We start from the raw sequence: 23,456 nt of genomic DNA, 5'->3' as shown, positions 1-23,456 counted from the left end.
CGTCTCACAACGTGCCACCGCCTTGCCACAACGGGCCAGCGCCTTGTCGCAACGAGTCGCCGACGCGGAGCACTCCGGTCGGGAAGACCGGCTCAGACGCGGAACACTTTGGTCAGGAAGAGCGGCCGCCGGCACGGACCGCCGCGACGGTCCGGCGCAGGTCACCGGTCAGCCGGCTCGACCAGCCGGCTGCCGCGTGCAGTCGGAGCAGTCCGGCACCGGCCAGCAGCACGGCGGAACCGAGGTACCCGGCGGCCAGTACCGCAGCAGCCCGGCCGGGCGACATCCTCGCCTCCAGCGTCCGACGCACCATCGCCGACACGGCACCGAGCCCGAGGAGGGTCACGAGTCCGGCCACCGCCAACAGCGCCGCTCCCAGCCCCGCCCGGCGGGCCGATCCGAACAGTTCACCCCGCAGCCGCGTCACCTCCTGACGGGTGAGGTCCGCGAGATCCCGGGCGAGCCGGTCCCCGGGTGCCGGCCCGGCCGTACCCCGCCCCGCGTCGCCGTCGCCCGAGTTGATCGAGGACACCCGCACCACCTCCCGGGTCGCTGGCTACCCCGCCCATCGGCGTTCATGCCGGCCCCAGCCGCAGCAGTCCCACGAGGAAAGCCATCCCCGCCCGGGAAGCCACCCCCCGCCCGGGAAGCCACCCCCACCCGGCAAGCCGCCCCCGCCCGGAGAGGCACCCCACCCGGCAGCCCATCCCCGCCCGGAGCGCCACCCCCACCCAGAGAGCCACGCTGAGGTGTCAGGTCGGGCGAGCCGGGTAGTCGGGGCCGGCCCAGGCACGAGCGGGCGGGTGTGCCTGGACAGTTCGATCCGAGTCGGGGGCGGTGGGCGGCGGCCGTGAACAGCGCGGGCGATGCGGCGGTACCGGAGCGCGGTGGACCGGTGGCCGATCGCGCCCGCCGCCGGCCACGGACCAGAAGCACGACGTCCAGCGGCGACAGCGGCGCGACCCCCTGTCCCCGGCCTTCGCGGCGGCACGGCCGGGGCACCGCCTACCACCTCGGCACCCACCTGCCGACGCCGCAGCCGCGATTGCGCCGGAGACCACGGTGACGCCGGTCGCGCCGGTCCGGGGCGATGGTGCGCCGGCACTCCGCTGACCGGGGCGGGAGCCGTTCGTCGCCCGCCACGTGGTTAGGCGCCCGGAGCCGTCGGGTCCTCGGCGGCCGGGGACGCCTGCGCGTCGTCCTGCTGCTCGGCGCGGTCCTCGCGCTCAACACGGCCGACACCGGCACGATCGGCGCCGCCGCCGCGCAACTCGAGGCCGACCTGGGGATCAGCCACGCCCAGCTCGGTCTGCTGGCCTCCGCCTCCTCCGGCGTCGGAGCCCTCGCGGCGATACCCATGGGGATCCTCGCCGACCGGGTCCACCGGGTACGCCTGCTCGCGGTCTCGGTCGCCGTCTGGGCCGTCGCCATGGTCGCCGGCGGCTTCGCCCCCGACTACGGCTGGCTGCTCGGCTCCCGACTGCTGCTCGGTGCCGCCGTCACCGCCGCCGGTCCGGTGGTGGTCTCGTTGACCGGCGACTTCATCCCGCCCGCCGACCGGGCGGCGGTGCTGGGCTGGATCCTCACCGGCGAGATCGTCGGCGCCGGGGTGGGGCTACTCGCCGGTGGTGAGATCGCCGCCGCGCTCTCCTGGCGGTACTCCTTCTTCCTGCTGGCCGCCGCCAGCCTGGCGCTGGCCGTGACGCTGTTACGGCAGCTACCCGAACCGGATCGGGGCGGTGCGGGCTGGCTGTGCGGCGACCGGCGACGGGCGGGGGACGGCGACGACCGAGGCGATGACGGGCACGCGCACGGCACGGGAGGCGGCGAGGTGCAGGAGGTGATCACGGCCCGGGGTGTCGCACCGGCGCCCGAGCGAATTCTGTTCGAGGACGCGGACGGAATGCCGCTGTGGCGCACCATGGTCTACCTGCTCCGCATCCCCACCAACCGACTGCTGATCATCGCCTCGGCGAGCGGCTACTTCTTCTTCGCCGGGCTGCGTACCTTCGCGGTCGTCTTCGTCACCCAGCACTTCCACGTCTCGCAGGCCATGCTGGGGGCGCTCGCCCTGATCGTCGGCACGGCCGCGCTCGCCGGCGCGGTGGCCGGTGGCCGGTTCACCGACCGGATCCTGCACCGGGGCCGTACCAACGCCCGCGTCCTGGTCGCCGCCGCCGGCTACACCACCGCCGCGCTCCTGCTACTGCCCGGTTTCCTCATCTCCTCGATCGGGCCCGCGCTGCCGGTCATCGCCCTCGGCACCGCAGCGCTCGCCGCCGCCAACCCACCGCTGGACGCGGCCCGGCTCGACATCGTGCCGGCCCGGATGTGGGGACGGGCGGAGAGCCTGCGTACGCTGCTGCGCCTCGTCGCCGAGGCGGTCGCTCCGGCGGCCTTCGGCCTGCTCGCCGACGTCCTCGCCGAGGACGGCACGGCCGGCCGGGCCGGTGGGCTGCGCGACGCCTTCCTCGTCATGCTCGTCCCGCTGCTGGCCAACGGGCTGCTCCTGCTGCTGGCCAGAAACAGCTACCCCGTCGACGTCGCCACGGCCGCCGCCTCGGACCGTCGGTCACACTGACGCGCGGCGGATACGTCGAACCTCCACAACTGTGCGGTTCCGTCCCAGTCGACCGTTGGAAGCGTCTGATGCCGGTGATCCAGCGCGGCCGGACGCGTCTCAGTCGATCGCGTGGAAGCGTCCGGTGCCGGTGACCTGGAACGGCCGGACGCGTCTCAGTCGATCGCGTGGAAGCGTTCGGTGCCGGTGACCCGGAGCAGGTCGATCGCGGAGGCGTCGGGCGTGCCGGGCGCGGCCGAGTAGGCGACGAGCATCTGGTCGGCCTCCGGTACGAGGAGGGTGTCGCAGTCGAGCGTGAGCGGGCCGAGTTCGGGGTGCTGGATGGTCTTGGTGGTCGCGCGTAACAGTCCTGAGCGCCCGGCTCGCCACAGTTGTTCGAAGCGGTCGCTGCCGGAACGCAGTTCGGCGACGAGGCGGCCGAGGGCCGGGTCGTCAGGGTAGCGGGCCTGGGCGGTGCGCAGGCATCCGACGCAGTGGGCGGCCGTCGCCGCGTCCTCTTCCGGTGTCAGTACCACCCGGCCCTCGCCGGTGCCGAGGAATCGCTGCCAGACGAGATTGCGTCGCGCCGGTGGCCATTCCGAGAAGTCGCCCAGGAGCGCGGCGGCAAGGGGATTCCAGGCGAGGACGTCGGACTTGGCCGACAACACCAGGGCGGGCAGGTCCGACATCCGATCGAGGAGCCGCAGCACACTCGGCCGGACCAGCATCGGGACGCGTCCGGCCTGTGGCGGCTCGGATCCGGCGAGTCGGAACACCAGGTCACGGTCGCTGTCGCCGAGTCGCAGTGCCCTGGTCAGGGCGCCGAGCACCTGGCTGGAGGGTTTGGGGCCACGGCCCTGTTCGAGCCGGACCACGTAGTCGATGCTGAGGCCCGCCAGTTGGGCGACCTCTTCGCGGCGCAGCCCCGGCACCTGTCTGCGCGGTCCGGGTGGCAGGCCGACATCGACGGGTTTCACGCGTGCGCGTGCGGTGCGCAGCACCGTGGCCAGTTCGGCTCTGTCCATGACTCGATGGTGCCGCAGGACCGGAGCCCCGGGGTGGTACCGCCGGTCCCATGCGTGGACCTCCCTGGTCGGCGGCGGGCGCGGCCGGGACGCTACAGGCGTGGCAGCGACGACGACGGCCCTGGTCACCGGGGCGAACAAGGGGTTGGGACGCGAGACCGCACGTCGGCTCGCCGAGCTGGGTTGGCAGGTGTTCCTCGCCGCGCGGGACGCGACGCGCGGCATGGCGGCGGTGGCGGAACTGGCCGGGGACGGCTGGGACGTGGAGTTCGTACCGCTCGACGTGACCTCCGACGAGTCGGCCGCCGCAGCCGCCAGTGCGGTGAAGGCGCGTGCGGGGCGGCTGGACGTGCTGGTGAACAACGCCGGCACCGGCGGACCGCACCGCGAACCGGCCGACACCCGGCCCTCCGACCTGCGGGAGGTGTTCGAGGTGAACGTGTTCGGCCCGGTCCGGGTGACCCACGCCTTCCTACCGCTGCTCCGCGCCGCCGAACATCCACGGATCGTGATGGTGTCCAGCGGGATGGGATCGGTCGCCACGATCACCGACCCGAACCTGAGCGGATTGGTGCCCCCGGCGCTCGGCTATCCGGCGTCGAAGGCGGCGTTGAACATGATGACCACCCAATACGCCCGAGCACTGGTCGAGATCAAGATCAATGCGGTCGATCCCGGCTACACCGCCACCGACATGACCGACCACTCGGGTTTCCAGACGGTGACGGAGGGAACGGATGCGATCGTACGACTGGCCCGCATCGGCCCCGACGGGCCAACCGGTCAGTTCTTCGACCGCATCGGGCCCGTTCCGTGGTGACCTCTGCCCGGCCCGTCCCGGCGTCGCTGTCGAATGGAGGCAGGATGGGGCGCGACATTGCGGTCGGGATGGCGCTGCCGCCAGTCCACGGCCAGAGGGGAGAGCGCTGTGGCAGAACGTGATTCGGGCCCGGCGAGCACCGTCCTGTCGATCGGGTTGCATCCGAGCGCCGTCGACTACAGCCGGCATCCCGGCCTTGACGAGGCGACCCTGGCCGCGCGGATCGAGGCGGGCGAGGCTGCGCTGCGTACGGCCGGATTCGACGTCGTCTCGTGTCAGGTGTCGGCGGCGCCGGACGAGGCTGAGGCGCAGGTGCGGAAGATCACCGCCACCGGGTCGTTCCGGGCCGTGATGATCGGGGCGGGCGTACGGATGGCGCCCGAGCACACCCTGCTGTTCGAACGTCTGGTGAACGTACTCAACGAGACGGACGCCGGGATCAAGTTCTGCTTCAACACGTCACCGGAGAACACCGTCGACGCCCTCCGACGATGGGTACGACCGGCCGATCCGGGATCATCCCCTGGGACGTCACCGACCTCGGCGGACTGACGCAGGAGCAGGGGCGGCAGTTCGTCCCGACCCCTGCCCTACCGTCAGCGCCGTGCGGGCTCCACCGGTAGCCCGGTCCGCAGCGACTCGACGACGGCCTCGGCCGCCGCGACGCCCCAGCACGCCTCCTCGACCGGCATCAGGTCGGGGTCGCGCCGGCCGGCGAAAACCGCGAGGGCGTACCCCACCTCGCGGCGCAACGCCCCGCCGACCACTCCGTCCTCCTCCGGCCACAGCGACATGTCCGGGACCTGGACCCCGGCCCCGGTCCACTCCACCAACGCGTCGCTGACCAGCCGCTGCTTGAACATCCCGGCCAGGCCCAGCACCTCGACCTCCCCCACGATGGCGCCGTCCAGGGTCAACGGACCGTCGTCCAGGGTGCCGGGCGCCGTCGCGGGTACGAGCCAGGCGGACTCCACGGTGGCGGTCACCCCGTTGTCGAATTCGAGGAGTGCGCTGACCACGCTGGGTGCCGCTGCCCCGGCGGCGCCGCTGCACATCGCCACGACCCGGCGTACCGGGGTGCGGACGAACGAGATCGCCAGATCGATGTCGTGGATGCAGGACTCCCAGACCGGATGTACCCGGTCACCGAAGCTGAGGTACCAGGCACGGCTGAAGTCCCGGCGCAGCCGCAGCGCACAGAGTGTGCCGACCGCACCGCCTTCGATGCCGGCCCGCATCCGGGCCATCGGAGCGGTGAACCGGGAGATGTGGCCCGCCACCACCTGCCGCCGGTGCGCGGCGGCGGTGTCGGCGATCCGCCACGCGTCGGTGCTCGACAGGGCCAGCGGCTTCTCGACGAAGACATGGCAGCCCGACTCCAGCGCGGTGACGGCCAGTCCGACGTGTGACGCCTCGTCGGAAGCGATCACCACGACATCCGGGCGGACCCGGTCGAGCAGCGGGGCGAGGGCGTTGTCCGTCTCGTCGACGCGGTGGGCCTGCGCCATCTCGGTGAGCCTGGCCGTGTCCGGGTCCACCAGGCCGACGAGCCGGGCGCCTGCCTCGGCCCAGACGCGGGCGTGCAGGGCGCCGAACCGGCCCACTCCGGCGACGACCACGGTCGGCACGGTCATACATTCCTCCCGGCGCTGAGAGCGGACGGTTCGGCCGGGTAGTCGCCGCTGTGCGCGCTGAGGGCCGACGGTCCGGCCCGGTCTTCGCGGGCGAGCGCGCCGAGGGTCGACCGTCCGGCCGGGTCGCCGCCGCTGAGCACGCTGAAGACCGACGGTTCGGCCGGATCGCCGCCGATGAGGCCGGCGAGGACGGACGGTTCCTTGGCGCCGTGACCGGTGAGCACGGCGACGGCCCTCGACCGGGCCGGGACGGCGGAGGTGGCCAGGGCCGCCACGGCGGCGGCAGCCGCAGGCTCCACGAACAGCCCTCGGCGGGCCAGTTCCCGACCGGCCTCGGCGATGGCCGGCTCGTCGACGGCGACGAGCGCGCCGCCGCTGTCCCGGGCGGCGGCCAGGGTCAGCAGGCCCTCCACCTCGTAGCCGCGCAGTGCGTCGGCGATCGCCGTCGCGGCGGTCGGGGCGACCACGACGGGTTCACGCAGCGACGACTCCCAGTCCGCCGCGCCCCAGGCGCGGACGAGCGGCGCACAGGCGTCGGCCTGCACGCCGACCATCCGGGGCACGGTGGTCGTCAGGCCCGCGTCGCGCAGGTCGGTGAAGCCGAGCCAGATGCCGCGCAGCAGCGGCCCTGCCCCGACCGGTACGACCACGACGTCGGGTACGGCGCCGAGCTCTGCGACGAGTTCGGCCGCGATCGGGCGGTACGCCTCGGTCAGCAGCGGGTTCCGGTAGGTGGTGGTGACGTTGAGCCAGCCCTCCCCCTCGGCGCGCGTCGCGGCGGCGTACGCGTCGCTGTAGTGGCCGTCGACCAACTCCACCCGCGCACCGTGGGCACGGGCGGTGTCCAGCTTCGTACCCGCGTTGGAGCCGGTGGCGCAGAAGATCCGGCAGCGCAGACCCGCCGCTGCCGCGTAGGTGGCGGCCGAGACGGCGGCGTTGCCGGTCGACGCCAGGACGAGCCCGTCGAGTCCCCGGTCGAGTGCGGCGGAGACGGCCAGCGCCATCGCCCGGTCCTTGAAGGACAGCGACGGGTTGAGCGACTCCAGCTTGACGTGCGCGTCGCGGCCGTCGAGCCGCAGCGGCAGCAGCGGGGTCGCACCCTCGCCGAGGGTGACGGCGTGCCGGGTCCGGGGCAGCATCCCGGCGTACCGCCACAGGCCACGCCCCGAGGTGTGCCGGCAGTCGTCGGCGGAGGCCGGAACCAGGTCGAGCACGAGCGGCGACCCGCAGTTCGGGCAGCGGTAAGCGGGAAAGTCCGTGCTCCGCCGGCAGCGTACGCAGTGGACGGTGAAGTCCCTCATCGCGGCACCGTCGCCGTGGACCGCCCCGCCTTCGGTACGGAGCGCGGTGCCGGCGCCCGGCCGCCGGGATCGGACTGCGGGTCGGTGTCGTCCCGACCGGACGCACCGCTCCAGCCGAGCGCGCCGGACAGCTCCGTGGCGGCGGCGCGGACCTGCGGGCCGAGCCGGTCGGCCGCCTCGGCGTCGAACCGGGTGGCCGGTGCCGAGATGCTCAGTCCGGCGACGACGTGGCCGGTGTGGTCGAACACCGGGGCCGCGACGCAGCAGATGCCGAGTTCGCTCTCCTGGAGATCGCGGGCGTAGCCGTCGGTCCGGACCCGGGCGAGGAGCGCGTCGACGTCGCCACGGTCGACGGGTTCGTCGGAGAGCCGCCCGTACGCCTCGATCACCTCGTCGACGACGTGTGCCGGCGCGTGCGCGAGGATGGCCCGACCGATGGCGGTGGTCAGCGCCGGGTTGGTCTGGCCGACACGGCTGTACATCCGTACCCGGGACGGACTGTCGATCTTCTCGATGTAGACGACGTGCGCCAAGGCGAGTACGCCGAGGTGGCAGGTCTCGCCCGTCTGCGCCGACAGCGGCCGCATGACGGTGAGCGCTTCCTGGCGCAGGTCGAGGCCGTCGAGGTAGGAGCGGGCGAGCGTCATCGTGCCGGCCGCCAGCGCGTACCGGCCGTCGGCCGTCTCGCGGACCAGCGCGGTGCCGCGCAGCACGCCGAGCATCCGGTGCAGGGTGGTCGCCGGGATCTCGGTCGCCGTGACGAGTTCGGTAAGCGACGCGCCCGCCGGACTTCCGGCGAGCGCCCGGAGCACCCCGACGGTCCGCTCGACCGCCCGCAGGCCGTCCGGTCCCCGTTCGTTGTTGGCCACCTTCACGCCCCCACCTCGGTCCCGGTACCCCGCAGGCGCACCGACAGCATCCGCTCCGCCATAGCACGATAGACCTCGGCCGCGTCCCGCAACTGGTCGACGAGCACCCACTCCGCGAGGGAGTGCGCCTGGGCGATGTCGCCCGGTCCGCACACCGCCGCCGGGGTGCCGGTGGCGGCGAGCAGCGCGGCGTCCGTCCAGAACTGCAACCCGACGGGCTCCGGGTCCGCGGCGACGGAGCAGAGCATCCGCAGGTACGGGTCGTCGGGCGGGCAGTCGAGCGGGGCGTGCACGAACGTCGCCGTACCGGCCATCTCCTCGACCGTCGCGTCGACCTGCGGGTCGGCCCGGTTCAGCTTCGCCACGACCGCCCGCAGTTCGGCCAGTACCTCGTCGTGCCGTTCCGACGGCAGCCACCGTCGGTCGAGCTGGACGGTGCAGGATGCCGGGACCATCGGTGGACGGTCACCGCCGGCCACCACCCCGACGTTGACGGTCGCCGGCCCGAGCAGCGGATGGCGGCGCCGGTCGAGCGCGGGTACGAGGTCCTGCTCGACCGCGTTGACGAACCGGGCCGCGTGGTAGACGGCGTTGACCCCGTCCTGCGGCACGCTGCCGTGCGTCGCGACACCCCGGAACGTCGCCTGCGCCCACATCGCGCCCTTGTGCGCCCGGCCGACGCGCAGCATCGTCGGCTCCCCCACGACGGCGAAGTCGGCGCCGATCCCGGCCTCGACCAGCGCCCGCATACCGGGGCTGCCGTTCTCCTCCCCGGCGACCCCGGTCAGCAGCAGTTCGCCGTCGAAGGTGACGTCGGGTGCGGCGAGGAGCTCGACGACGGCGATCATCGCCGCGAGGGCGCCCTTCATGTCGACGGCGCCCCGGCCCCAGAGTCGTCCGTCGGCGACCCTGGGCAGCAACGCGTCCGGCATGGCGTACGGCGGCACGGTGTCCAGGTGCGCGTTGAGCATCAGCGTCGGTCCGGGCCGCGAGCCGCGCAGCCGGGCGATCACGTTGGCCCGGCCGTCCGCCACCGGCTGGATCTCGACCTCGGCGCCGCAGCCGCGCAGCCGGTCGGCGACGTGGTCGGCGACCGCGCGCTCCTGCCCGGGATGGTCCTGGTGTCCCTCGATCGCGATCAGCCGGGCGGCCTCCGCCAGCACCGCGTCGGAGTCGATCCGCCCGACAGTCGCACCGGTCGGCACCTCGCCCCGCGATCCGTCGTCGCCCGTGCGTGGGTTCGGGGCGCCTGCGGCGTGCTGTCCGGGTCGGGAGCGGTTCATCGCGCACCTGCGGCGGAGCGGGCGGGATCGCGGTGCAGTTCGGCGATGGCCGCCGTGGCGGCGACGTGCCGGCGGCGGGCCTGTCGGTAGCCGGCCCGGTGCTCGTCCCGGGCGGTCAACGGCTCGCTGTCGTCGAGGACGGCGCAGGCGGCGGCGACGTCCGGCCAGATCCCGGCGCCGATCCCGGCCAGCGCGACGGCGCCCCGGGGCGACGCGTCCTGGCGCAGCCGTCGCACGGGCGCGTCGGAGACGGCGGCGAAGGTCTCGCACCAGACAGCCGAGCGGGTCACCCCGCCGCCGACCCGGATCTCGGTCGCGGCACCGGCACCGTCGAGGAGTTGGTCGACGGCCGCCGCGCAGGCGTACGCGACGCCTTCGAGCGCCGCGCGGGCGATGTCGGCGGGTCCGTGTTCCGGTGCGGCGCCGAGCAGCGCGGCCCGGACCGCCGGGTCGTGGATCGGGGCACTCGCGCCGAGCAGGTACGGCAGGAACGTCAGGCCGCCCGCCCCGGGTACGGAGTCGCGGGCCAGCCGGTCGGCAGTCCCGTCCGGCGTGTCCGGGGCGCCGCCGGCGAGCAGGTTCCGCTCGGCCCAGCGGATCGCCAGACCGGCCGCGTACGAGGAGACCATGCCGAGGAAGCCGGCCTCGCCGGCCCGGGCGAAGACGAACCGGTCGACGGCGGCACGCGGTTCGGATACCGGGGTGACGATCTGCGCGGCGGTGCCGACGTTGACGTACACCCGGCCGTCGGCGACCGCCCCGGCGCCGAGTGCGGCGCAGGAGACGTCGCCGCCGCCGGCCACCACCGGGGTACCGGCGCGCAGCCCGGTCGCCTCGGCCGCCTCGGGGCGGACCACGCCGACGATCTCCGCCGAGCCCTGCACCGGGGGCGCGAGCCGTTCGTCGGCACCGCAGGCGGCCCAGAGCCTGGGCTCCCACCGCTGTCGGCCGACGTCGTAGAGCAGGGTGCCGGCGGCGTCGGTGGGATCGGTACCCCAGTCGCCGGTGAGCCGGTGCCGCAGCACGTCCTTGGGCTGGACCAGCCGCGCGGCCCGGCGTACCGCCTCGGGTTCGTGCCGGACCAGCCAGGCGAGTTTGGCTGCGCTGAACGCCTCCACCACCGGGTTGCCGGTCAGCCCACCGAACAGGTCACCCCGTCCGCGCAGTTCCCGTACCTCGGTGACGGCCCGCCGGTCCGCCCAGGTCATCGCCGGGCGTACCGGGCGGTTCCGGTCGTCGTAGAGCGCCACGGCGTGCATGTGCCCGCTCAGCCCGACCCCGGCCACCGCGCCGGGGTCGAGGCCGGTGAGCGCCTCCCGCACCGCGCCGGTCGTCGCCCGCCACCAGTCGGCCGGGTCCTGTTCGTGCCGGCCGGGCCGGCTGGTGTCCGACGGGTAGTCCCGGTAGGAGCGGGCCACCGTGGCGCCGGTCGCGGCGTCGACCACCACGACCTTCACCCCGGTGGTACCCAGGTCAATCCCGACCAGCAGGGTGTCCCCGGGTACGGCGACGCGCGACGGCGGCAGTCCGGTGGCCGCCAACGACTGCGGTTCGGTGGCCGTCAACGGCTGCGGTCCGGTGGCCGTCAACGGCTGCGCCGGGGGACGAAGCCGAACTCCGTCAGGTATTCGAGGGACTCCTCGGCGACCCGGTCGAAGTCGGCGAGTCCCACCCCCGCCGGCTCGCCGACGCCGATGTTGCCGCCGACCTGCCAGCCCTCCCACTCGACGCTGACGTACCCGTCGAAATTGATCTCGGCGAGCGCCTCGTACGTCTCCCGGAAGTCGACTAGTCCGCCGCCGAACCAGATGTGGTTGCAGTGCACGATCGTCGGCAGCCCCACCTCGTCCTTGATCTGCACGATGTCGATGTACGGCCCGAGCCGCTTGATCGCCTGCTTGACGTTCATGAACGGCTTCACCGCGACGTAGAACGCACCGGTGTCCATCGTCATCCGCAGGTTGCTCGCGCCGACCTCGTCGAACATCCGCTCGATCAGCTCGACGCGGTTGAGGATGGTGCCCTGCAACAGCTCGATGCTGACGTTGAGCCCGAGCCCGGAGGCGTGCGCGGCCACCTCGGTGATCGCCTCCCGGCACTGCCGCCAGGCGTCCTTGCGACTGAGCAGTACGTTCAGCGGCGGGTCGTAGTAGCCGTCGCCGATCAGCGTGCAGACCGACTTCGCGCCGAGTACGGCCGCCGCGTCGAGGGCCTTCTTGAACGACTCGATGCCGCGCTCCCGGTCGAACTCCCTCGGACTGACGAAGGTGGTGTGGTGGCCGAGGTAGCCGATGTCGATGCCGACCCGCTCCGCCGTGGCCCGGACGTCCAGGAGCTGCTGGTCGTACTCGGCCTTCGGCACCTCCAGCAGTTTCGCGAAGATGAAGTCGACGCCGTCGTAGCCGTACTTCGCCGTCTGCTCGACGCACCAGGTCGCCGGCTTGTCCCCCCAGGAGTTCCAGGCCGGGCCGGCGGCTTCCAGCCGGCCCCAGGGCATGTTCGGCCAGACCTCGAAACTGATCTTCACCGTGGGTCTCCATTCGACAGGTGTACGACGAGCTACAGGTGCGGGACGAGCTACAGCGGCGGGACGGGCTACAGGTGCGGGACGAGGTCGGACATCCGTCGTGCCGACTCGCCGTTGTGTTCGGCGGCGCCGGGCATGTTGGCGCTCATGAACACCTCCGGCGTCTCGCCGCGCCGGATCTGGATGCCGAGCGCCTCGACGATGATCGCGTCGAGCAGGGCGAGGCCGACCACGCTGGACGACGGCCCGGCCGACGGCAGACCGGGGCCCAGCTCCACCAGCGCGTCCCCGGGCGGGCAGTGGTTGTCGACGACCACGTCGGCGATGTCGTGCAGCCGTGGGCCGGGCCGCTCGATCGACGACGCGTAGCTGCGGGAGGTGATGGCGATCAGCGGCAGCCCACGCGCCTTCGCCGCCTGGGCGACCTCGACCGGCAGCGGGTTCGCGCCCGAGTTGGACGCGACCAGCAGGACGTCGCGGTCGCCGTCGAGCCGGTAGTCGGCCAGCACCGACTCGGCGTGGCCGTGTTCCCGTTCCAGCACGGTGCTGCGTACCGCGCCCTCGTGCAGCATGTGCGCCGGTTTGAGGATCGGGCAGACCCGGACCGCACCGCCGGCCCGGTAGAACGCCTCCTCGCCGAAGATGTGCGAGTGGCCGCTGCCGAAGACGTAGAAGATGCCGTCGGCGGCGAACGACCGGGCGACCAGTTCGGCGGCCCGGCGTACCGCCGGCAGTTCCTCGGTCAGGGCCCGGCCGAGGAGGTCCTGGACGCGCGTGGCGTACCGGGTGGCGGTCACGTCAAGCGGCGACCAGGCCGTGGGTACGGCGGGCGCCGATTCGGGTACGTTCACTTGACCGCTCCCGCCGTCAGGCCGCCGACGAAGTACCGGCCGGCGAAGAGGAACGGGACGATGGCGGGAATGACTGTGCAGACCGTGCCGGCCATCAACAACCCCCAGTTCACGGTGTACTGACCCATGATCGCGCTCAGTCCGATCGGCAGGGTCTTGAGCTGGTCGCTGACGACGAGCTGCGAGGCGAAGACGAACTCGGTCCAGGAGAAGACGAAGGCGTAGACGGCGACCGTGGAGATCCCCGGCGCGAGCAGCGGCAGGACGATCCGCAGCATCATCCGGATCGGGCCGGCGCCGTCGACGGCCGCCGCCTCGTCGATGTCCCGGGGGATCGCCAGGAAGAAGCCGCGCAGCAGCCAGGTGCAGAACGGTGCGGTGAAGGCGACGTTCACGATCACCAGCGCGTTCCTGGTGTCGATCAGTTCCACCGCCGCGAACGCCTGGTAGAGCGGCACCAGCAGCAGGGTGCCGGGAATCATGTACGCCACCAGGATGACCCCGGCCAGCTTGTCGCCGCCCGGCACCCGCAACCGGTAGAGCCCGTACGCCGCCGCGAACGACACCAGCACGGTGAAGAACGCCGTGCACAACGCGACGACGAAGCTGTTGGCCAGGTAGCTCGGGTAGTCCGTGGCGGTGAAGAGCTGCCGGAAGTTCTCCAGCGTCGGATGTGTCGGAACCAGCGTCGGCGTCGTACGCAGGATCTCCTCGCGGTCCTTGAACGCCGAGATCGTGATCCAGTAGAGCGGGCCGAGCACGATGGCGGTGAGTACGGCCCAGGTGGCGAGGCGCGGCAGTCGCGCCCAGGGCAGCCGGAACGTCACGCGTCCTCCTTCGGCTTGGCGACGCGGATGTAGAAGAAGGCGACGGCGGCCAGCAGGATGATCGTGATCACGCTGACGGTGGCGGCGTCGCTGGCCTGGAACTGGTTGAACGCCTTGCCGTAGATGAAGACCGGGGCGGTCGTCGTCGCGTCGGCCGGCCCACCCTTGGTGACCAGGTAGATCGAGTCGACGATGTTGAACGACCAGAGCGACCCGACCAGGCCGAGCGCGAAGAGCACCGGCTGGAGCAGCGGGAAGGTGATCCGCCAGAAGATCCGCCAACTGTCGGCGCCGTCGACCCGGGCGGCCTCGTAGATCTCGCCGGGGATCGTCCGCAGCGCGCCGAAGATGACGACCGCGCCGAGCGGGAACCAGTGCCAACTGTTCATCAGGATCAGCGCCGGCATCGCCAGGGCGCTGTCGCCGAACGGGCTGCCCAGCCCGTCGACGCCGACGGCCGCGCCGAGTTTCGGCACGATGCCGTAGTTGCTGTTGCTCAGCCACTGCCAGATGACCGCGACCGCGACGGTGGGGATCACCCAGGGGATGAGCACCCAGGTCCGGGACGCCCGGGCCCAGCGGCCGTTGCGGCCGATCAGCAGCGCGGTACCGAAGGCGATGATCGTCTGCACCACCAGGTTGCCGAGCAGCCAGATGGCGGACCGCCCGATCGAGGCCCAGAACGCGCCGTCGCCGAACGCCCGGGTGTAGTTGTCGAGGCCGACGAAGGTCGAGGCGCTGCCGACGACGCCCTGGTTCTGGAGGCTGAGCAGCACGGTGTTCAGCAGCGGGTAGCCGATCACGCCGAGCATCACCAGCACGAGCGGCGCGACGAGGCCGTACCCGAGGAGGTGGGTGCGCCAGGGCCGGCGACGGCCACTCGCCGTCGCCGGGCGCCCGGTGGGCCGGGTACCGGGGACGACCTCCCCGGTACCCGGCGCCGCCGCGCTGCGGCTGGTCACTTGGCGACCGCCGTACGCATCTGCTCGTCACCCCACTTGACCGCCGCCTCCGGTGACTCGTCGCCGCTGTAGACCCGCTGCACGACCTGGGCCAGCACGTTCTGGCCGGAGATCTTGCCGATGGAGTCGACGTACTGCCCGTCGAGGAAACCGAACAGGCCGCCCGTCTTCGACTGTTCGAGCATGGCGTCGACGCAGCCCCGGTACTTCTGCACGACCTGGTTGCTGGTCCATGACTCGGCCGTGGCGCCGTCGGCGGTCAGCGGCAGGAACAGGCCCGGCTCGGCGTTGAGCAGGGTGCCGTAGTTCTCCGGCTGGAGGACGTACTTCAGGAACGCCTCCGCACCGGCGGCCTTGGCGTCGTCGCCGGACATCACCATCGCGGCGTTGGAGTAGTAGATGCTGCCCGGCTTGCCGCCGGTCTCCGCGACCGGGATGGGGGCGCAGCCCAGGTCGCTCGCCGGACGCCCGGACTCCTGCTCGAACGGGGCCAGATACTGCCCCTTCTCGATCGCCATCGCCGCCGCGCCGCTGTTGAACGCCGCCTGCGGCTCACCCCAGGAGTAGTTGCCGCTGTCGCTCGGCGACTGCTTGAGCAGGTCCCGGTAGAGAGTGATGGCCCGGACGGTCTCCGGGGTGTCGAAGTTGACCTCGCCGGACGGGGTGAAGAAGTTCCCGGCCCCGCCGGTCAGCATCAGGCTGTAGAGCACCTGGTCGGTGGCGAGGTTCTTGCCGGCCGGCAGCGCGATCCCCTTCTGGTTGCCGCTGGTCAGCCTCTGCGCGGCGGCCAGCAGTTCGGCGGTGGTCTTCGGCGGCTCGGCGATGCCGGCCTTGGCCATCAGGTCCTTGCGGTACCAGAGCATCTGCACCATGCCGTACAGCGGGACGGCCCAGTACTGGTCGTCGTCGCGGTACGGCGCCTTGGCCGCCTCGCCGAAGGTGTGCGCCTTGTCGAGTTCCTCGACCAGTGCGGTGACCGGCCGGACCGCGCCGAGCGGGCGGACGTAGGTGGTGAAGTCCGGGATGGTGAAAAGTATGTCCGGCTGCGTCTTGGACTGCACCGCACCGGAGATCTTCGTGTAGATCTGGTTCCAGTCCTGGACCTGCGCCTGGACTTTGTATTCCGGGTTCGTCGAGTTGTAGCCGTCGATCAGCTTCTGGAACTCCGCGACCCGGTTCGGTGGCTGTTCCATGTGCCACAGGATCAGTGTCTTGTCGTCGCCGGCCGGCCCGCTCGACCCGCCGCAGGCGGCGACCGACAGGCCGGCCACCGCAGCGACGGCCGCGGCGGTCAGCCGCTTGACCTTTCCGTACCTCATGAGGTGGTACTCCTCTCACGGCCGCCGGGCGTTCCGCGTGCTTCCGGAGTCACGACTCTTCGTGCGACTGACGATGACGCTGCGGACTAGACGAACCGAGGGGCGTTGGAATAATGTTCCGGACCATACAGAGGCGGTCTAGACCAGTCAAGAGCGAGAGGAGCCCCGGGTTCTGGACCGGTACCTGGCCGGGTACGGCCGCCAGCCGGAGATACGGGATGCTCACTACATGTCAACGCCGAAACACGTCGCGATCACGAACGCGCTCCGCGAGCAGTGCCGCAGCCTGCCGGTGGGCTCCCGGCTGCCCTCGGAGAAGGACCTCGCCGCGCGGTTCGAGGTCAGCCGGATGACGGTCCGGCAGGCACTCGACGCGTTGGCCGGCGACGGCCGGCTGGAACGCATCCCCGGCTCCGGCACGTTCGTCCGCCGACCCACCGTGGCGATGGGCCCCAACCTGACCTCGTTCACCGAGGACATGCGCTCCCGAGGGCTCCGCCCGAGCAGTCGACTCGTCGCGATCGAGGAGGTCGCCGCCTCCCCCGAGGTCGCCCTCGACCTCGGCGTCGAGGCCGACACCCCGGTCATCCGGCTGGAGCGACTGCGGTTCGCCGACGACGAGCCGATGTGCCTGGAGGACGCCCACCTGCCGGCCCGGTTCCAGCGCATCCTCGACGGCGCCGACCTGGAGGGATCGCTGCACGAGGTGCTGGCGCAGGCGGGCGTCGTGGTCGCGGCGGCCCGCCGCCGGGTACGCGCCGTGCCCGCGCCGTCCCGCGACGCCCAACTGCTCGGCCTGCCGGAGCACGCCCCGGCGCTGGAGATCGTCGACGTCTTCTACGACGGCAACCGCCGTCCGGCACAGCGGTCCCGATCCCGCTACCGCCACGACCGCTACGAGGTCAAGTCCGACCTGCACCGCCCCGCCGAACCGAGGGAGACCGACCGGTGACCTGGACCGCGCACACCAGCCCCGACCTGCCCGAACCGGCCGGGCCGTACAGCCACGTCGTCGACGCGGGCAGGTTGGTCTGGACTGCCGGTTTCGGGCCGAAGGACCCGGCCAGCGGTGTCGTCCCGGAGGGCATCACCGCGCAGACCGAGCAGGTGCTCGACAACGTCGAGGGCGCGCTGCGTACCGTCGGGCTGGGCCTCGGTGACGTCGTGAAGGCCACCGTGCACCTGCAACACCTCGACCGCGACTTCGCCGGCTACAACGAGGTGTACGCACGGCGCTTCCGGCCGCCCTACCCGGTACGCACCACCGTCGGCAGCACCCTCGCCGGAATCCTGGTCGAGGTCGACGTGGTGGCCGTACGCCCCGACCCGACGACGGCGGGCTGAACGCGTGGGCGCCGTACCCCTGCTGGCCTCCGTCTGGCTGGTCGGCAGCGGAACCCACCCGGCCGCCCGCACCGACCCGCACGACTGCCACTGCTACCTGGTCTGGGACGGCACCGGCGGAGTACTCGTCGACACCGGCACCGGCCTGGGCGCGCGGTCGTGGCTCGCCGCCGTCGGCGAGGTCTGCGACCCGGCCGCGCTGCGCGGCGCCATCGTGACGCACTACCACGCCGACCACGCCGGTGGTGCCGGCGCGGCCCGGGCGGCCGGGCTGTCCGTGCTGGCCAGCGCCGAGACCGCGGCGGCCCTGCGCACCGCCGACGAGTCGCGCACCTCGCTGGCCGTGGCCCGCGCCGCCGGGGTGTACCCGGCCGACTACCGGCTCGCCCCCACCACCGTCGACCAGGTGGTGAGCGGCGGCGACGTCGTCCGGGCGGGCAACCTGGAGATCGAGGTCGTCGACGCGCCCGGCCACTGCGACGGCCACCTCGTCGTGCTGGTCCGCACCGCCGGCCGGACCGTCCTGTTCAGCGGCGACTGCCTCTTCGCCGACGGGCGGGTGAGCCTCCAGGCGATCCACGACTGCCGACTCGACCGGTACGCCGAGACGGTCATCGGCCTCGCCGAGCGCGAGGTCGACGTACTGCTGCCCGGGCACGGGGAGCCGGTGCTGCACGGGGCGCACGTGGACATCGGCAGAGCGGCCGACTCCTTCCGCCAGCTCATCCCGCCGCCGAACGTCCTGCACACCTGACGAGCCGGCTGCCGCTCCTCGCGCCCGTTGGTGAAGACGCGGCCGGGACGCATACTGAGGTCGCCTCGTCGTCGGGCCCGGCGTCGTACGTCCTGCGGTCCGAGGCCGGCGAGGCTTCGGCAGTCAACTGTCGACCGCAACGGCGCGGGTGTGTTGCGTGACGTCGGCCTACCTGCTCAGGGACGAATAGGGGAGCCATGCTCGTTCTCGACACGCGGTCGCTTCCCGCCGGGGAGCGCGCCGAGGCATTCCAGGTCACGGTCAGCGCCAACTGTTCCTCGAGCATGGCGTCGTTCGAGGATCCGGCCTCGATCCACGCGAAAATGACCGTCTTCGACTTCGGTAGGGCGAAGGTCTTCAACATCGAGGCGTCCGGCACCACGCTGCGGCGAACCCCCCGGATGGCCAGGGCGATGAACGAGTCCTCCATCGTCCTGGCGCTGCCGATGCGTACCGACAACCACCTGGCGTGGGCGCGCGAGGGGCGCGTGTTCGGGCCGCGCGACCTCATGCTGGTCGACCTGTCCCTGCCCTACGTCTACGGCTGGAGCGGCGGTGGCGCCTCCTACGCCCTGCACGTCGACGTGGAGAACCTGGGGGTGCCTCGGGACGCGATCCACCGGGCCGCCCGTGAGCTGCGGGGCAGCCCGCTCTACGAACTCGTACGCGACCACGTCGCCCGTGTCACGGCCCAGGCGGACCAGTTGGTCGACAGCGGTGCGGCACCCGAACTCGGCGCCGCCTCCGCCGAGCTGATGCGGGCGCTGGTGGTTTCCGCCGCCGGTGACGACCGACGGCTGCGCGACGCGATGCACTCCTCGATGCAGGCGCGCGTCCAGGCGTACGTCCGCAACAACCTGCGGGATCCCGACCTGACCCCGGCCCGCATCGCGGCGGCCAACGCCATCTCCCTGCGTGCGCTCTACAAGCTCTACGAGACGATGGGGCAGAGCCTGGAGCGGTCGATCATCGAGCAACGCCTGCACGGCGCCCGGGCCGACCTGACCGCCGCCCGCCCGCGCTACGCCTCGATCGCGGCGACCGCCCGCGCCTGGGGCTTTTCCAACCCGAGCTTCTTCTCCAGCAAGTTCCGGGAGGTGTTCGGCGTCACGCCGCGACAGATCGCCACGAAGCAGACCACGGCCAGGCACGACAACCTCCCGTCACCGCCGTCGCGCTGACCACGGCGATCCGGCCGGCGGTTCGTCGTGTCGCTCCGGGTGGGTCGGTGCCCGAGCCGGTGGGCTGCCGACCCGACACCGTTCCCGCCGCGTCAAGCGGTCCTGGAGTGCTGCGCGCAGGCGTCAGAACTCTGCGTCTCCAGCACACTTCCGCCGTTGCCGGGATGCGAGATTGCCCTGAGTTCGGCGGACACAGGTAGTGCCGTTCGAGGTGGGCGGCAACGCCTCCGTCGCACGGATCAAGGGTGCCCGGTTGAAGGTGTACCCGGGTGCCCCGCACGGCATCACCGACACCCACAAGCAGCAGCTCGGCGACGACCTGCTCGCCTTCCTCGAGGAGTACCAGCCATGAGACCGATCGTCCTCGTCCACGGCTTCTGGGTGACGCCCCGGAGCTGGGAGAACTGGATCACCCACTACGAGAGCCGGGGCCACCAGGTCGTGGCGCCCGGGTATCCCGGCTTCGAGGTCGAGGTGGAGGCGCTCAACGCCGACCCCACCCCGATCGTCGAGGTGACCGTACCCAAGATCATTGCTCACCTGGAAGAGGTGGTCCGGTCGCTGCCGGAACCGCCGATCATCATCGGTCACTCGGCCGGCGGCGCGTTCACCCAGATCCTGCTCGACCACGGGTACGGCGCCGTGGGCGTGGCGATGAACTCGGCACCCACGGAGGGCGTACGGGTGGTGCCGCTGTCGCAGGTGAAGTCCACGTTCCCGGTGCTCAAGAGCCCCGCCAACCGGCACCGGGCGATCGGCCTCACGTTCGAGGAGTGGAAGTACGCCTTCACCAACACGTTCACCGACGAGGAGGCCCGCGCGCTGTACGAGCGCTACCACATCCCCGCCAACGGCGGCATCCTCTGGGGCAGCGTGCTGGCCAACTTCCAGCCCGGTCACCAGGACACCTGGGTCGACTACCACAACGACGACCGGGCGCCGCTGCTGTTCGTCTCCGGCTCCGAGGACCACATCATGCCGCCGGCCGTACAGGAGTCGAACGCCAAGCACTACAAGTCCGCCACCATCACCGAACGCCGCGAGTACGAGGGCTACGCTCACCTGCTGCCCGCCCAGAAGGGCTGGGAGCGGATCGCGGACGAGGTGCTCGACTGGGCGCTGCGGCACGCGCGGTGACAGAGCTGCGGATCACCCACATCGGCGGTCCGACAGTGCTGATCGAGGTGGGCGGCTGGCGGATCATCACCGATCCGACGTTCGACGCCCCCGGCCGGAGGTACCGGTTCGGCTGGGGCACCGCGTCGCGCAAGTTGACCGGCCCGGCGTTACCGGCGGAGTCGCTCGGCGAGATCGACACGGTGTTGCTGACCCACGACCACCACGCCGACAATCTCGACGACGTCGGCCGGGTGCTGCTACCGGTGGCGGGCCGGGTCGTCACCACCGTGGCCGGCAGCCGGCGTCTCGGCGGTACCACCACCGGGCTGGCACCCTGGCAGCGCACCGAGCTCACGGCGCCGGACCGGCCGACCATCGAGGTCACCGCGACCCCGTGCCGGCACGGGCCGCCGCTGAGCCGGCCGGTGGTGGGCGAGGTGACCGGGTTCGTGCTGCGCTGGGCCGACCAGCGGTACGGGCCGCTGTGGATCACCGGTGACACGGTGCTCTACGACGGGGTCCGTCAGGTCGCCGAGCGGTTCACCGTCGGTACCACGGTGCTGCACCTCGGAGCGGTGCGGTTCGGCCTCACCGGTCCACTCCGCTACACGATGACCGCGGCCGACGCCGTCGAACTGTGCGGGCTGGTCGGGGCCCGTACGGTGCTGCCGGTGCACTACGAGGGCTGGAGTCACTTCAGCGAGGGGCGGCGAGCGGTCGAGGCCGCCTTCGCCACGGCGCCGACCGCGGTCCGCGAGAGCCTGCACTGGCTCACCCCGGGCACGCCGACGCCGCTCGCGGTCTGACCGGGATCCGGTGGTGGCGGTGTCCTCGCCGCCACCACCGGCAGCTCGGTCGCGGCCTGCCCTGCCCGACAGGGAGAGCGCGAAGGGACCACTCTGGACACCACCGCGCGGCGGCTCGGCCGGCGCCCTCCTCTGTCACGTCGGCGGACACGCCGATGTCGCGCCGATGGGCGAAGCGGTCCTAGGACTCGTAGAGATCCGTTTCGCTGAGCACCGGGTTGCCGTCGTCGGAGCGTCCGAGCCGGGCCGCAGAGCCGAACATCGGTCCCCGGGCTCGCTGGATGCCGGCGAACCGCCCGAACCCGAGCGGCTTGGGCACGTCGTCGTAGACCGCCTCCATGCCACCCCTGACCGAGTACGTCTCGTGCCAGAAGCCGGTGCCACCGGAGTCGCGCAGGAAGTCCAGCCACCACTGCCGGTGCGGCTCCGACCGGGCGAAGTCGAGCAGCGAGGGCAGATCGCGCCAGTACTGGCGCATGCCCATGTTCATCGGGAAGAACGAGTAGTACACGGGCTCGTGCAGCAGCAGCCCGTCCGGCTTGCCCGCGACCGACTCACTGATCTTCCGGCCGAAGCTGAAGAAGGTCCGGATCCCGTACAGCCGGTTCACCCGCATGCCGAGGTACAGGACGATGAGATCCGGATAGGCGGACAGGTCGACGGTTTGCCGGTTCACTCGAGTTGGCATCCAACGCTCCTCCTGGCTCGAACCACGCGTGGGCTGGATGGTGGCAGGTGTGCCCTCCATGTTCGGGGTCCGCGCCCAGCGGCCTCAACCTACGGGTACGCACTTGACCAGCACTGGACGAACAGTGAACGGCGACTTCCGGTCCCAACCGGCGCCAACTGCCGCTGTCGTCGTCAGCGGTGTCGTCTCCGCCAGGTTGTCTCGCGCTCCTCGTGGGCCAGATGTTCCTCCAGCACCGCCTCGCGGACGGCCCGGCGTGAGCCGGCCAGTACGACGAGTTCGGTCGAGACGAGGCCCACGCAGACGGCGGTGAGGATGGCCAGCGCCGCCAGGGCCGGCACGGCGGCGGCGACCGGGGTCAGCGCGGCGAGCGCCACGACGGTGCCGAGCCGGATCCAGGTGAGCGTGCCGAGGATACGTAGTTGGAACGCGAGGTGGGCGAGCAGGAACAGGAACACCCCGCCGAACAGCAGGTAGGCGCCAGGGGACCGTAACGGTTCGCCCAGTGGGACGCGTCGGTCGGCGACCTGCTGGAGCACCTCCTCCGCGCCGAGGGCGAGCGTCAGCAGGCCGATGATCATCGGTAGGTGGAGGTACACGTAGGCGTCCCGGGCGAGCGCGAGGCGGGCGGCGGCACGCGCGTCGTTCAGCACCTGCTGGGCGGCGAGGGCGATGATGTCGAAGTAGGCCCACCAGAGGGTGGCGGTCACCACGATCGCAAGGATCGCGGCTCCGGCGACGGGCAGGGTGATCGGCCGGCTGAGCGGGCTGGTACCGGTACCAACCGAGATGATCAGTTCGCCGATGGCGATGATCACGACCAGTTCGTACCGCTCGGTCCAGTGCGCCGCCGAGATGATCCGCCAGCCTCTCCGCGCCAGCACGACGCCGGCGACGTACTCGACGGCGACGGCGAGTACCCAGAGCACGACCTGCACCGCGAACGGGTTCACGACACCGGCGAGTTGGCGCGGTAGGACGGCGGCGACGACCAGGAGTGCGGTCGCGGCGAGGATCGGCAGGGCGAGGTGCACCGTCCGGCGGTGCAGCCCGGACTGGTGCCGGTTGACGTGCCAGAAGACGACCAGGCTCATCGCCCGGATGACCAGGTAGCAACCGGCGAACACCAGGGGCCCGGGCAGTCCACCCGGTATGTCGGCGAAGGCTTCGGGCAGTGCCAACGCCACCACGAAGACAGCCGCCATGACCCCGACCAGCACGGCCGGCATCGCACCCTCGCCGGCCCGGACGCTGTTGCCCACCCAGGCGTACGAGGTCCAGCACCACCACAGCAGGGACAGCACGAGCAAGCCACGCAGCAGCCCGTCAGGACTGAGGTCGGCATAGGTCGACCGAGACACGTTGAAGAGGGCGTACACGAAGACCAGATCGAAGAAGATCTCCAACCGGGTGACCCGCATGCCCTCGGCCACCGGCCGGAGTCGCCATGGCAGTTTCGGTCTGCGCGTATCGCCCACGTGTCGATTTTGGCAGGAAATGCCGGTATCTTTCGGCGCTACCCCAACGCCGACGAGGTTCGCCGCGCCCTCGAACCACCAACCCGACAGCGCCGGTCGCGCCACCGG

The 23,456-nt window shown here is 71.9% G+C and carries 24 protein-coding genes; 10 read left to right on the top strand and 14 right to left on the bottom strand.

Translation table 11 applies throughout. The features are described from left to right. Window positions 1-112: 112 nt before the first annotated feature. Window positions 113-532 carry a phage holin family protein gene (locus tag Pen02_RS26815; RefSeq protein ID WP_203868878.1) on the bottom strand — a complete coding sequence of 140 codons (420 nt, stop codon included), beginning with the start codon at window positions 530-532 and terminating at the stop codon, window positions 113-115. A gap of 558 nt (window positions 533-1,090) precedes the next feature. Between Pen02_RS26815 and Pen02_RS26810 the strand changes: the two genes are divergently transcribed. Further along, on the top strand, window positions 1,091-2,581 hold the full coding sequence (locus Pen02_RS26810) for an MFS transporter (RefSeq protein ID WP_203868877.1): 1,491 nt from the start codon (window positions 1,091-1,093) through the stop codon (window positions 2,579-2,581). A gap of 155 nt (window positions 2,582-2,736) precedes the next feature. Here the strand turns inward: Pen02_RS26810 and Pen02_RS26805 are convergent, their stop codons facing one another. Beyond that, window positions 2,737-3,585 (bottom strand): helix-turn-helix transcriptional regulator, encoded by an 849-nt coding sequence (locus tag Pen02_RS26805; RefSeq protein WP_203868876.1) that lies wholly within the window; start codon window positions 3,583-3,585, stop codon window positions 2,737-2,739. A gap of 100 nt (window positions 3,586-3,685) precedes the next feature. Between Pen02_RS26805 and Pen02_RS26800 the strand changes: the two genes are divergently transcribed. Together Pen02_RS26800 and Pen02_RS26795 are read left to right on the top strand one after the other, a co-directional pair. Beyond that, the gene (locus Pen02_RS26800; RefSeq protein WP_239141334.1) at window positions 3,686-4,405 is read left to right on the top strand and encodes an SDR family oxidoreductase; all 720 of its coding nucleotides are present in this window, start codon (window positions 3,686-3,688) and stop codon (window positions 4,403-4,405) included. 108 nt (window positions 4,406-4,513) lie between these two features. Beyond that, window positions 4,514-4,957 (top strand): hypothetical protein, encoded by a 444-nt coding sequence (locus Pen02_RS26795; RefSeq protein ID WP_203868874.1) that lies wholly within the window; start codon window positions 4,514-4,516, stop codon window positions 4,955-4,957. A 44-nt stretch (window positions 4,958-5,001) separates the two neighbouring features. Here Pen02_RS26795 and Pen02_RS26790 read toward each other — a convergent pair whose 3' ends face one another. The 10 genes from Pen02_RS26790 to Pen02_RS26745 all read right to left on the bottom strand — a co-directional run bounded on the left by Pen02_RS26790 (window position 5,002) and on the right by Pen02_RS26745 (window position 15,978). Then, the gene (locus Pen02_RS26790) at window positions 5,002-6,039 is read right to left on the bottom strand and encodes a Gfo/Idh/MocA family oxidoreductase (protein ID WP_203868873.1); all 1,038 of its coding nucleotides are present in this window, start codon (window positions 6,037-6,039) and stop codon (window positions 5,002-5,004) included. Further along, a complete protein-coding gene (locus Pen02_RS26785) occupies window positions 6,036-7,340 on the bottom strand; it encodes a pyridoxal-phosphate dependent enzyme (RefSeq protein ID WP_203868872.1) in 1,305 nt (434 codons plus the stop codon). Before Pen02_RS26785 ends, Pen02_RS26790 begins: the two co-directional genes overlap by 4 nt. Beyond that, on the bottom strand, window positions 7,337-8,215 hold the full coding sequence (locus tag Pen02_RS26780; RefSeq protein WP_203868871.1) for an IclR family transcriptional regulator: 879 nt from the start codon (window positions 8,213-8,215) through the stop codon (window positions 7,337-7,339). Before Pen02_RS26780 ends, Pen02_RS26785 begins: the two co-directional genes overlap by 4 nt. Continuing rightward, a complete protein-coding gene (locus tag Pen02_RS26775; RefSeq protein ID WP_203868870.1) occupies window positions 8,212-9,492 on the bottom strand; it encodes a M20 family metallopeptidase in 1,281 nt (426 codons plus the stop codon). The genes Pen02_RS26780 and Pen02_RS26775 overlap by 4 nt, the downstream gene beginning before the upstream one ends. Beyond that, the gene (locus tag Pen02_RS26770) at window positions 9,489-11,057 is read right to left on the bottom strand and encodes a xylulokinase (protein ID WP_203868869.1); all 1,569 of its coding nucleotides are present in this window, start codon (window positions 11,055-11,057) and stop codon (window positions 9,489-9,491) included. The genes Pen02_RS26775 and Pen02_RS26770 overlap by 4 nt, the downstream gene beginning before the upstream one ends. 20 nt (window positions 11,058-11,077) lie before the next feature. Then, a complete protein-coding gene (locus Pen02_RS26765) occupies window positions 11,078-12,019 on the bottom strand; it encodes a sugar phosphate isomerase/epimerase family protein (protein WP_203868868.1) in 942 nt (313 codons plus the stop codon). 68 nt (window positions 12,020-12,087) lie between these two features. After that, the gene (locus tag Pen02_RS26760) at window positions 12,088-12,870 is read right to left on the bottom strand and encodes an SIS domain-containing protein (protein ID WP_203868867.1); all 783 of its coding nucleotides are present in this window, start codon (window positions 12,868-12,870) and stop codon (window positions 12,088-12,090) included. Continuing rightward, window positions 12,867-13,697, bottom strand: a complete 831-nt coding sequence (locus tag Pen02_RS26755) for a carbohydrate ABC transporter permease (protein WP_203868866.1) — start codon at window positions 13,695-13,697, stop codon at window positions 12,867-12,869. The genes Pen02_RS26760 and Pen02_RS26755 overlap by 4 nt, the downstream gene beginning before the upstream one ends. Next, window positions 13,694-14,659: a carbohydrate ABC transporter permease gene (locus tag Pen02_RS26750; RefSeq protein ID WP_203868865.1), complete on the bottom strand. Its 966-nt coding sequence runs from the start codon at window positions 14,657-14,659 to the stop codon at window positions 13,694-13,696. The genes Pen02_RS26755 and Pen02_RS26750 overlap by 4 nt, the downstream gene beginning before the upstream one ends. Beyond that, on the bottom strand, window positions 14,656-15,978 hold the full coding sequence (locus Pen02_RS26745; protein WP_203868864.1) for an ABC transporter substrate-binding protein: 1,323 nt from the start codon (window positions 15,976-15,978) through the stop codon (window positions 14,656-14,658). The genes Pen02_RS26750 and Pen02_RS26745 overlap by 4 nt, the downstream gene beginning before the upstream one ends. A gap of 229 nt (window positions 15,979-16,207) precedes the next feature. Between Pen02_RS26745 and Pen02_RS26740 the strand changes: the two genes are divergently transcribed. From Pen02_RS26740 to Pen02_RS26710, 7 genes are all read left to right on the top strand, one after another. After that, entirely contained in the window at window positions 16,208-16,930 is a 723-nt protein-coding gene (locus tag Pen02_RS26740; protein ID WP_203868863.1) for a GntR family transcriptional regulator, read from the top strand. Further along, window positions 16,927-17,322 carry a RidA family protein gene (locus Pen02_RS26735; protein ID WP_203868862.1) on the top strand — a complete coding sequence of 132 codons (396 nt, stop codon included), beginning with the start codon at window positions 16,927-16,929 and terminating at the stop codon, window positions 17,320-17,322. Before Pen02_RS26740 ends, Pen02_RS26735 begins: the two co-directional genes overlap by 4 nt. Window positions 17,323-17,326: 4 nt before the next feature. Beyond that, a complete protein-coding gene (locus Pen02_RS26730; RefSeq protein WP_203868861.1) occupies window positions 17,327-18,076 on the top strand; it encodes an MBL fold metallo-hydrolase in 750 nt (249 codons plus the stop codon). Between the two features lie 197 nt (window positions 18,077-18,273). Beyond that, window positions 18,274-19,257 (top strand): helix-turn-helix domain-containing protein, encoded by a 984-nt coding sequence (locus Pen02_RS26725; protein WP_203868860.1) that lies wholly within the window; start codon window positions 18,274-18,276, stop codon window positions 19,255-19,257. Between the two features lie 199 nt (window positions 19,258-19,456). Further along, window positions 19,457-19,609 carry a hypothetical protein gene (locus tag Pen02_RS26720; protein WP_372445672.1) on the top strand — a complete coding sequence of 51 codons (153 nt, stop codon included), beginning with the start codon at window positions 19,457-19,459 and terminating at the stop codon, window positions 19,607-19,609. Then, window positions 19,606-20,394 (top strand): alpha/beta hydrolase, encoded by a 789-nt coding sequence (locus tag Pen02_RS26715; protein ID WP_203868859.1) that lies wholly within the window; start codon window positions 19,606-19,608, stop codon window positions 20,392-20,394. Before Pen02_RS26720 ends, Pen02_RS26715 begins: the two co-directional genes overlap by 4 nt. Then, window positions 20,391-21,182 (top strand): MBL fold metallo-hydrolase, encoded by a 792-nt coding sequence (locus Pen02_RS26710; protein WP_239141332.1) that lies wholly within the window; start codon window positions 20,391-20,393, stop codon window positions 21,180-21,182. Before Pen02_RS26715 ends, Pen02_RS26710 begins: the two co-directional genes overlap by 4 nt. 181 nt (window positions 21,183-21,363) lie before the next feature. Here the strand turns inward: Pen02_RS26710 and Pen02_RS26705 are convergent, their stop codons facing one another. Both Pen02_RS26705 and Pen02_RS26700 read right to left on the bottom strand, forming a co-directional pair. Beyond that, window positions 21,364-21,870, bottom strand: coding sequence for a monooxygenase family protein (locus tag Pen02_RS26705; protein WP_203868858.1), 507 nt, complete (start codon window positions 21,868-21,870; stop codon window positions 21,364-21,366). A gap of 173 nt (window positions 21,871-22,043) precedes the next feature. Then, window positions 22,044-23,348, bottom strand: a complete 1,305-nt coding sequence (locus Pen02_RS26700; RefSeq protein ID WP_203868857.1) for a low temperature requirement protein A — start codon at window positions 23,346-23,348, stop codon at window positions 22,044-22,046. Window positions 23,349-23,456: the final 108 nt, after the last annotated feature.

The sequence above is a fragment of the Plantactinospora endophytica genome (genome assembly GCF_016862915.1).
Taxonomy (GTDB): domain Bacteria; phylum Actinomycetota; class Actinomycetes; order Mycobacteriales; family Micromonosporaceae; genus Plantactinospora; species Plantactinospora endophytica.
This window is presented reverse-complemented; position numbering and strand designations above follow the sequence as displayed.

What these genes read in the sequence shown, in the direction of transcription:
- Pen02_RS26810 (WP_203868877.1), top strand. Translation starts at nt 1,091, where the DNA reads ATGGTGCGCCGGCACTCCGCTGACCGGGGCGGGAGCCGTTCGTCGCCC.
- Pen02_RS26805 (WP_203868876.1), bottom strand. Translation starts at nt 3,585, where the DNA reads ATGGACAGAGCCGAACTGGCCACGGTGCTGCGCACCGCACGCGCACGC.
- Pen02_RS26790 (WP_203868873.1), bottom strand. Translation starts at nt 6,039, where the DNA reads ATGACCGTGCCGACCGTGGTCGTCGCCGGAGTGGGCCGGTTCGGCGCC.
- Pen02_RS26785 (WP_203868872.1), bottom strand. Translation starts at nt 7,340, where the DNA reads ATGAGGGACTTCACCGTCCACTGCGTACGCTGCCGGCGGAGCACGGAC.
- Pen02_RS26775 (WP_203868870.1), bottom strand. Translation starts at nt 9,492, where the DNA reads ATGAACCGCTCCCGACCCGGACAGCACGCCGCAGGCGCCCCGAACCCA.
- Pen02_RS26745 (WP_203868864.1), bottom strand. Translation starts at nt 15,978, where the DNA reads ATGAGGTACGGAAAGGTCAAGCGGCTGACCGCCGCGGCCGTCGCTGCG.
- Pen02_RS26740 (WP_203868863.1), top strand. Translation starts at nt 16,208, where the DNA reads ATGTCAACGCCGAAACACGTCGCGATCACGAACGCGCTCCGCGAGCAG.
- Pen02_RS26725 (WP_203868860.1), top strand. Translation starts at nt 18,274, where the DNA reads ATGCTCGTTCTCGACACGCGGTCGCTTCCCGCCGGGGAGCGCGCCGAG.
- Pen02_RS26715 (WP_203868859.1), top strand. Translation starts at nt 19,606, where the DNA reads ATGAGACCGATCGTCCTCGTCCACGGCTTCTGGGTGACGCCCCGGAGC.
- Pen02_RS26705 (WP_203868858.1), bottom strand. Translation starts at nt 21,870, where the DNA reads ATGCCAACTCGAGTGAACCGGCAAACCGTCGACCTGTCCGCCTATCCG.